Here is an 8,820-nt window from a genome sequence, read left to right as displayed (position 1 = left end):
CGACAGGAGCACCCCATGACCAAGAACAGCTACGACACAGGCCGCCTCAATCTCCCCTTCGTCGGGATTGCCACCTTCGCCAAGTGCCCCTACGCCCCCGACTGGAGCACGCTTGAGGCCGATGTCGCCGTGCTCGGCGCGCCCTTTGATGCGGGCACACAGTACCGCTCGGGCGCACGCTTCGGCCCCCGCTCCGTGCGCGAGGCCTCCACGCTCTTCTCCTTTGGCCACGCAGGCGCATATGACCACGAGGATGACACAACCTACCTCACAGGCGATGTGCGCATCGTCGATATGGGCGATGCCGATATCGTCCACACAGACACGCGCCAAAGCCACGCCAACATCGAGACAGGCGTGCGCGCCGCCCTTGCCGCTGGCGCCCTCCCCGTGGTCATAGGCGGCGATCACTCCATCAACATCCCCTGCATCAATGCCTTTGACGATCAGGGCGATATCCACATCCTCCAGATCGACGCGCACCTTGATTTCGTTGATGTCCGCCACGGCGTTCGCAATGGCCACGGCAACCCGATGCGCCGCGCCGCCGAAAAGCCCTATGTCACGGGCCTCACCCAGGTCGGCATCCGCAATGTCAGCTCCACCACACAGGAAGGCTACGAGGCCGCCCGCGAAATGGGCTCCGATATCCTCTCCGTCCGCCAGATGCGCAAACTCGGCGCCGAGGCCACAGCCAAACGCATCCCGCCAGAGGCCCGCGTCTACATCACCCTTGATATCGACGCCTTCTGCCCCTCCATCGCGCCGGGCACAGGCACACCGAGCCACGGCGGCTTCCTCTACTACGAAGTGCTGGAGCTGCTGCAACACGTCGCCCGCACCCACGACATCGTCGGCATAGACGTCGTCGAAGTCGCCCCTGATTATGACCACTCAAACAGCACAAGCATCCTCGCCGCACAGGTCCTGCTCAACCTGCTCGGGTTTGTGTTTGAGGCAAGGAAGGGGTGAGGGTTGGTGGGGGGAGTATTAAGGGCTAGTTTGCGAGCATAGTTGGGCCAACAGCGGATTGTGGATATTAGACCCGAGTGCATTGCAGCTGTGGTGACAGCAGAGACAGCTTAAGAAGATAAACGCTTGCACAGCAAGCAACCTCAGGCAATCCTGTAATCAAGCGGGGCGGAGTTTGGGAAAGACCGACTAAGTAATTATCCAAGGTTTGAATTTAAATGAGCATTTCCATGATAGATGATGATGACAAAGACTGGAAATCAGAATTTGAAAAACACAGAGAACAGTTAGTTCCAAAACAAGACCAAGAAGCTATTCCGTGTTTCAACAAAGCCAGCTTCATAAAACGTATGGGGCAAGGCGAAGATTGGCACAAACTGGTCCAAGCAAATATATACCTAGAGTTTGTAGCGCTGAGATTACTAGAGCGAGAACTGAAAAACCCGAGAGAAATTCACTTAGATAGGATGAGTTTTAGTTCACGCCTAGACTTAATCTCTGCGTTGGGCTTAGTCCCAAAAGACATAATTTCAGCGGTGAGGATCATTTCAAAGAAGCGTAACAAGGTCGCGCATGACTTGGAATTTGAACTAAGCGATAAAGATATTCAGCATATCGCAAGCTCTTTATCAAAAGACCTTAAAGAAGTACTGGAGAAGTAAACGACTTTGAGGAACAGGAGCCGTTATTGCTCAGGCACTACTTATCAATTGTCGTGCTAATGTTTGAGCAATATAGGCTTCAACGTCTCAGGTATCTTGTTTGGGTGGAGCACAAAGAACAAAGCCAATTTCTGCTGCAAAAGATGGTGAAGCAAGTATTGGTGGAAATTTCGACTTAAATGAAATCAACAATTGCTTTTCGGGGAAAATCTCTCAAATTTTGATTTTTTTTAAGAATTACATTATTGAGGATTCATTACTTGGTGAAGCGTCAAGATGGCATAGTATTAAACCAACTGACTGGGCGCTATGTGCCAAAAACCTCACCCCACCGCACGCCCCATTACCTAATTTTCCGTTACCAAAACTCCGGTTCAGGCGGTGCACGGGGGGTGCACGCATGGTGCACGCTTTTCACCCCCCTCATTTTGGCGGTTCGGCCAATGTTTAACGGGCGGTTTCGCGGGCTTAACCTTTCTGAAAATAAAATATGCCGCTCCCAGTCAGCTTTTTGCCGCTCCCTGCCCTATACATTGCCGTCTGGCGCACTATCTTGCGCTCGAAGGCCACAAAATCAGGCAGTAAAATCATGACCAAAGATCCCCTCGTCGTTTTCACGCCCTCAGGCAAGCGCGGGCATTTTCCTGTGGGAACTCCTATACTTACAGCCGCGCGTCAGCTTGGCGTTGATCTTGATTCTGTCTGTGGTGGCCGTGGTATCTGTTCCAAATGTCAGATCACCCCCTCCTACGGCGAGTTCTCAAAGCACGGTGTCACCGTCGCCGACAACGCCCTCAGCGAATGGAACGCCGTTGAGGAGCGTTACGACAGCAAACGCGGCCTCCCCAAGGGCCGCCGACTCGGCTGCCAAGCCACCGTCCAAGGCGACGTCGTCATCGACGTCCCGCCCGAAAGTCAGGTCCACAAACAGGTTGTGCGCAAGCGGGCTGAGGCGCGGGATATCATAATGAATCCAACGGTTAAGCTCTACTATGTTGAAGTGGTGGAGCCGGATATGCACGAGCCGTCGGGGGATCTGGAGCGCCTGCGCGAGGGCCTCAAGGCACAGTGGGATATTGACGTGCCAAAGGCCGATCCGCACGTGCTCACGCATCTGCAACAAGCCCTGCGCAAGGGGGCATGGAAGGTAACGGTCGCTGTTCATCAGGGTCACAGCGATTCTGTGCCCTCCATCATGCAAGTTTGGCCCGGCTACTACGAAGGCTCCATCTACGGACTCGCCGTAGATCTCGGCTCCACAACAATCGCCGCCCACCTCTGCGACCTCCAGTCAGGCGAAGTCGTCGCCTCCTCGGGCCTCATGAATCCACAGATTCGATTCGGTGAAGACCTCATGAGCCGGGTCAGCTACTCCATGATGAACGCAGGCGGCGCCGCCGAAATGACGGCCGCCGTACGCGACGGAATGAACGCCCTCTTCACCCAAATCGCCTCCGAAGCAGAAATCGACCGCGCCCTGATCATGGACGCAGTTTTCGTCTGCAATCCGGTCATGCACCACCTCTTCCTAGGCATCGACCCCTTCGAGCTCGGTCAAGCCCCCTTCGCACTCGCAACATCAGATGCCCTGCGTCTCGAAGCGCGCGATCTTGAGTTGAACTTACATCCCTCAGCACGTGTCTATCTGCTGCCGTGTATTGCGGGGCACGTCGGAGCCGATGCCGCCGCGGTCGCGCTGTCTGAAGCCCCTGACAAGTCCGAAGACCTTGTCCTGGTCGTGGATGTTGGAACAAACGCCGAAATCCTTTTAGGCAACAAAAGCAAAGTTCTAGCCTGTTCATCCCCGACAGGCCCCGCCTTTGAAGGTGCGCAGATTACCTCCGGGCAACGTGCTGCACCAGGAGCAATCGAGCGGGTCGAAATAAACCCAATTACAAAAGAACCCCGCTTTCGCGTGATAGGCTCCGATCTTTGGTCAGACGAAGACGGCTTTGAAGAAGCAATCGCCACAACAGGTATCACAGGCATCTGCGGCTCCGGCATTATCGAAGCCATCGCAGAGATGCGCATAGCCGGAATTGTGGATGCTTCTGGCCTCATCGGCTCTGCTGAGCAAGTCGGCACGTCGCGGTGTATCAACGACGGTCGCACTCACAGCTACATGATGTGGGACGGTTCTGCCAAAGGCGGCCCAACCATCACGGTGACAAATCCTGACATTCGCGCCATCCAGATGGCCAAGGCGGCGCTTTATTCCGGCGCACGCCTGCTGATGGACAAATTTGATGTCGCAACGGTCGATCGCGTCGTTCTTGCAGGGGCCTTTGGCGCGCATATCTCTCCCAAACACGCCATGGTCCTCGGCATGATCCCGGATTGCGCTATCGAGAAGGTCACATCCGCGGGCAACGCGGCAGGAACAGGCGCCCGCATTGCGCTCCTAAACAGCACAGCACGCGAAGAGATCGAGGCGACGGTACGCAGGATCATCAAGATCGAAACAGCCGTTGAGCCCCGTTTTCAAGAACATTTCGTCAATGCATCAGCGATCCCAAATTCTGCGGAGCCATTCCCGATATTGGCGGCCGTGGTCACGCTACCTCACGTCAGTTTCAACACAGGCGGAGAAACCAGCGGCGACGGTGGTCGTCGGCGCAGACGGCGCGGCTAGGCTCTGGTTTACACCTAACCTCTGGCTGGAGTAGGCTCGCCTTGTAACACGTATGCAGGCGAGCCTTGATGTCACAGCGCAGTCTTTTCTTGGTCCTAGGCCTTCTTGTGGCACTTATCGGCCTCACAGCTTTGCGCATCGGTTTACCCGAACTCTTCGGGGTCGATGAGGTTTCAGCCGACTACATTATTTTTCATCAAGTCGGCGAGCTGGCCAATCTCGGCCGCATCGCCGAAACCTATGACGCAGCCGCCTTTAAGGCCTATCAAGCCAGCCGAACAAACAGTGCAGTCTTTATGACATGGACTTATCCCCCCCATTTTAACCTCCCCTTGCAAGGCTTGGCGCTGTTCGGTGTCGGCTGGGGCTATCTTCTCTTTACTGGTTCAAGCTTTGCGCTCTTTGTCTGGTCTATGATGCGCCTGTCTCAAGATGCTACGATATGGGTTCTTCCCCTTATTCTTCCCGCATTGGTGATAAACTTGCTGACAGGGCAAAATGGCTTTCTTACCGCGGGCCTAATGGCTCTTTTTGCGGGCCTCTCACTCACAGAGCAGGGCGGCAAAGCGGGGTTCGTGCTTGGCCTTTTAACATATAAGCCTCACCTCGGTCTTGGCCTGGGCCTTGCCGCCCTTTTGCGCGGTGGCTGGCGTATGGTCGCAATGGCAATGCTGACTTTGCTCGTTTTACTTCTGCTCGCGACATACCTCTATGGCTCCGATATTTGGAACACCTTTCGCAACAGCGTCTCAACCTCTGGCACAATTCTGGAAGCTGGTGAATACAAACTCGCTCGCATGATCACACCTTTTGCTTTGCTTTCCTCTATTGGACTGGCCCCCTCACTCGCAATACTCCTTCACGGAGGCTGCGCACTCTTTAGCCTACTAACGCTTGCTTGCCCCGCGCTCAAAGGCTGGCAGCTCCGCCACATCATCGTGCTCGCTATTCTCTCAGGCACGACTCTCAGCCCCTATGCCTATGACTACGATCTCTGCGTTCTCGCACCTGCTCTTGCGCTCGCGTACCAAGCCATCAAAACAGAGCTGACAATCACCCTCCGCGCAGCGCTCGCCGCGTCACTCTTGCTCGCAACAGGCTATGGACTGACCACAGCGTTGTTTGCTGGTGCCTTGGGTGATGCCGGCTTCGGATTGCCTGCCCTTGCAGGTCTCGGCCTCATTCTGACTATAGGCCTGACGTTCCATGCCATCAGGCGTTTTGAGGCCAACGCATAGCGCTTGACCCTCCCCAAGAGGAAAGCTAATCAGCCAATCGCGCGGGTATGATGTAATGGTAGCCTGTCAGCTTCCCAAGCTGAACGCGCGGGTTCGATTCCCGCTACCCGCTCCAGCTTTTCAGCGCCCAATCACAATATCTGCACGCAAACCGCCCAGATCGGTGCTTTCACTCAGCCGCAAAATACCGCCGTGAGCGCGCGCCACATCCATCGCAATCGAAAGCCCAAGACCAACTCCAGACCCCTTGTTCTGGTTTCGAGCCGCATCAAGACGGGCAAACGGCTTGAGCGCTTCCTCCCGATCATCAACCGCTATGCCCGGACCATCATCTTCAACTCTGATCCGCAGAGCCCTCTCAGTCAGCGCCACCGAGACAATCGCCTTATTTCCATAGCGCACTGCGTTTCCAACAAGGTTTTCCACGGCCCGTCGCACCCCGATGCGACGCAAAGTGACCAAGCCACTGCCCTCGCCCTCCAGCGCGCCAAGAGTCACATTTTGCCCGACTCGCTCACAGTCTTCAACGATCGCACGAACAAGCTCAAAGGGGTCACAGGCTTCTGCCTCACCCTCCGACGCCCCCTTGGCAAAAGATAGAAACTCATCCAGCAAACGCTGCATCTCAGTGACGTCGCGCTCCAGAGGTTCACGGTCCTCGTCTTCCAACAAGGAAAGTCCAAGCTTCATCCGTGTCAGTGGTGTGCGCAAATCATGACTCACGCCAGACAGCATAAGCGTTCGTTGCTCAATCTGACGCTCGATTCTGTTACGCATATCCAAAAAAGCGTGCCCCGCCGCACGCACCTCAATTGCGCCGGAGGGGCGGAAATCATTCACCTGTCCGCGGCCAAATGCTGCTGCAGCCCTCGCCAGTCGCTTGATTGGGCGCAGCTGATTGCGCAAATAAATATAGGCAATCATCGTCATCAAAACGCCAAACCCAATCATATAAACCAACAGCTGATGCGGATTTGACGCCGACACACGCAGCCTGTCAAAACTCAAGACAACAGGCCCTCGTTCCGTATCGACCTCAACACGCAGCACGCGTCCGTCAGGCAGATCAATGGCCTGTACTCCGTCCAACATCCCAAAAAGCTCTCGCCTCACGATCAGACCTGAAAAGTCATACCAGCGCCTGCGCTCTTCAATTATTTCGCCTGCCGCAAGCTCGATCTTCAAAGGCGCCGCCAACTCACTCACACCTGCTGTCTCATACTGCGCAAGCACAAGCCGAAGTTCTATCGCCATCGAGCGTGTCATTTGGGTTGTCACGTCATCAAAATGGCGCTGAATAAAGATAATAGAAACAATAAGCTGAAGGCCGACAATTGGGACAATCAGAATAAGCGCTGCCCGCCCATAGAGCGAGCGCGGCATATAGTGTTTGAGCCATCCAAAAAACATGCCTAAACCTAGCGAGGCATGCGCAAAGAAGGAAGAGCCATGAGCGATCTTACGAGCTTTAATCCACCCTTTGGTCAAGCGGAGTGGCTTGAGCCAAATCTGCGGCGTGTTCTGGCCAACAACCCCTCGCCCATGACCTATCGGGGCACAAACACTTATCTGCTCGGCAAGGGTGACATCGCGGTGATCGATCCAGGTCCCGACACAGCAGAGCACCTCGCAGCAATCCTCGCGGCACTCGAACCTGATGAAGCTATAACCCACATTTTCGTCACTCACTCCCATATTGACCACTCCCCACTCGCCGCTCGCCTCTCTAAGACCACAGGCGCACCTGTGCTGGCCTTTGGAGACAGCCTGGCAGGTCAAAGCAAGGTCATGCGAGACCTCGCACTAAACGGCCTCGCAGGCGGCGGTGAAGGGGTCGATCCTGATTTCTCCCCAGACATCTTGCTAGGGGATGGAGAGACCGTCATCGGGGCAAGCTGGGCGCTCACTGCCCACCACACGCCAGGACACTTCGGCAACCACCTCTCTTTTGAATGGGATGACGCGCTCTTCAGCGGTGATTTGGTCATGGGTTGGGCCAGCTCCCTTGTCAGCCCCCCTGATGGCGATCTGAGCGATTTCATGGCCTCCTGCGCGCGCCTCTCAGCGCAGAGCTGGCGTGTATTTCACGCAGGCCACGGCGCGCCCGTGACAAACCCCGCCGAGCGCCTTGCATGGCTCATCAGCCATAGGCAGAGCCGTGAAACTCAAATTCTTGCAGCCCTAAAGGACGGCCCAGCCACAGCAAAGAGCCTGACCGCACAAATCTATTCTGAAACCCCAGCCGCGCTCCTGCCTGCAGCCGAGCGCAACGTCTTTGCTCATCTCGTTGATTTGAAGCAAAAATCACAGATTGCAGCACTCCCCAGCCTTAACATAACAGCCCAATTTACCCTTCTCTGAAGCGCTGCCATTTTTTACACGAAAACCAACAAAATACGCTGGACGCCCCCCAAGGGTGTTGTTATATCCCCCAAATATTCCGGCGTAGCTCAGCGGTAGAGCAGTTGACTGTTAATCAATTGGTCGTAGGTTCGATCCCTACCGCCGGAGCCAAGATAGAGAGAGCCTGACGCGCAAGTGTCAGGCTCTTTTCTATTTAACCTCACCTGCCGAGCAAACCCTGCCCAATACCTCATGCAGTTTATAACGCGGATGCGCACGGGCAGACTTCAATCATGCGCCTCAGTGCAAATTCTCAGGCATCAAGCTCGAGGTGACTAAACAACGAAAAAAACGCTCTGCTTCGGACGCTGTTATATATCTTTTTTCTGAAAAATGGCGCCCCCACACGACCCACAAAAAACGCCATATTTCCCATAAAAATAAGGGCGATGCGGACCACGGTTATCTCTCAAACCGCGCCAAACAGAACAATAGCTTACCAGAATTGTGGACCACGTTAATAACCTTGAAAGCCTTGCCGCAGTAGTAAGCGCAATAGAAACAGAACCGACCAAGGCGATCATTCGAGGATCACTGCTTGAAGACGGAAGCGGTTTAGTACCACGCAATAAAGACACCTTCACAGCCACACCTCGCCAATGGTGTATGATCGACATCGATAGTCTAGCTTGGAATGGGGATATTATTGATCAACACGCAATGCTGTCATACGCTACTCAGCAGCTACCCGTAGAGTTTCAATCCGTCGACTTTTGGTATCAGTTCTCATCCAGCATGGGTATCAAGTCTGGGATTAATGTGCATCTATGGTTTTGGCTCGACAGACCTTGTTCTGACAACGAACTGAAGGTTTGGCTGTCTGGTTATCCAGCGGATGACCATATGTTTAATCCAATCCAAATCCACCTGACTGCTAACCCTCAATTTAGTTATGGTGCTGTTGATCCATACC

7 protein-coding genes and 2 tRNA genes are annotated in these 8,820 nt (G+C 54.6%); 8 read left to right on the top strand and 1 reads right to left on the bottom strand.

The window, feature by feature from the left end:
* Positions 1 to 15: 15 nt before the first annotated feature.
* From speB to P8O11_RS07270, 5 genes are all read left to right on the top strand, one after another.
* Entirely contained in the window at positions 16 to 972 is a 957-nt protein-coding gene (gene speB / locus P8O11_RS07290) for an agmatinase (RefSeq protein ID WP_300293202.1), read from the top strand.
* 230 nt (positions 973 to 1,202) lie between these two features.
* The gene (locus tag P8O11_RS07285) at positions 1,203 to 1,634 is read left to right on the top strand and encodes a hypothetical protein (protein WP_300293200.1); all 432 of its coding nucleotides are present in this window, start codon (positions 1,203 to 1,205) and stop codon (positions 1,632 to 1,634) included.
* 589 nt (positions 1,635 to 2,223) lie between these two features.
* Entirely contained in the window at positions 2,224 to 4,266 is a 2,043-nt protein-coding gene (locus P8O11_RS07280) for an ASKHA domain-containing protein (RefSeq protein WP_300293198.1), read from the top strand.
* Positions 4,267 to 4,334: 68 nt separating this feature from the next.
* Positions 4,335 to 5,504 carry a glycosyltransferase family 87 protein gene (locus tag P8O11_RS07275; protein ID WP_300293196.1) on the top strand — a complete coding sequence of 390 codons (1,170 nt, stop codon included), beginning with the start codon at positions 4,335 to 4,337 and terminating at the stop codon, positions 5,502 to 5,504.
* Between the two features lie 41 nt (positions 5,505 to 5,545).
* A tRNA-Gly gene (locus P8O11_RS07270) sits at positions 5,546 to 5,619 on the top strand.
* A gap of 5 nt (positions 5,620 to 5,624) precedes the next feature.
* On the opposite strand, the gene P8O11_RS07265 is transcribed toward P8O11_RS07270, so the two are convergent.
* Positions 5,625 to 6,914: an ATP-binding protein gene (locus P8O11_RS07265; protein ID WP_300293194.1), complete on the bottom strand. Its 1,290-nt coding sequence runs from the start codon at positions 6,912 to 6,914 to the stop codon at positions 5,625 to 5,627.
* Positions 6,915 to 6,953: 39 nt separating this feature from the next.
* Here P8O11_RS07265 and P8O11_RS07260 point away from each other — a divergent pair, with 39 nt between their 5' ends.
* The 3 genes from P8O11_RS07260 to P8O11_RS07250 all read left to right on the top strand — a co-directional run.
* Entirely contained in the window at positions 6,954 to 7,865 is a 912-nt protein-coding gene (locus P8O11_RS07260) for an MBL fold metallo-hydrolase (protein WP_300293192.1), read from the top strand.
* Positions 7,866 to 7,943: 78 nt separating this feature from the next.
* Positions 7,944 to 8,018, top strand: a tRNA-Asn gene (locus P8O11_RS07255).
* A 495-nt stretch (positions 8,019 to 8,513) separates the two neighbouring features.
* On the top strand, positions 8,514 to 8,820 hold a 307-nt coding region (locus tag P8O11_RS07250; protein ID WP_300293190.1), incomplete at its 3' end, for a hypothetical protein.

The organism is Lentibacter sp. (assembly GCF_029254145.1).
Lineage (GTDB): Bacteria > Pseudomonadota > Alphaproteobacteria > Rhodobacterales > Rhodobacteraceae > Lentibacter.
This window is presented reverse-complemented; position numbering and strand designations above follow the sequence as displayed.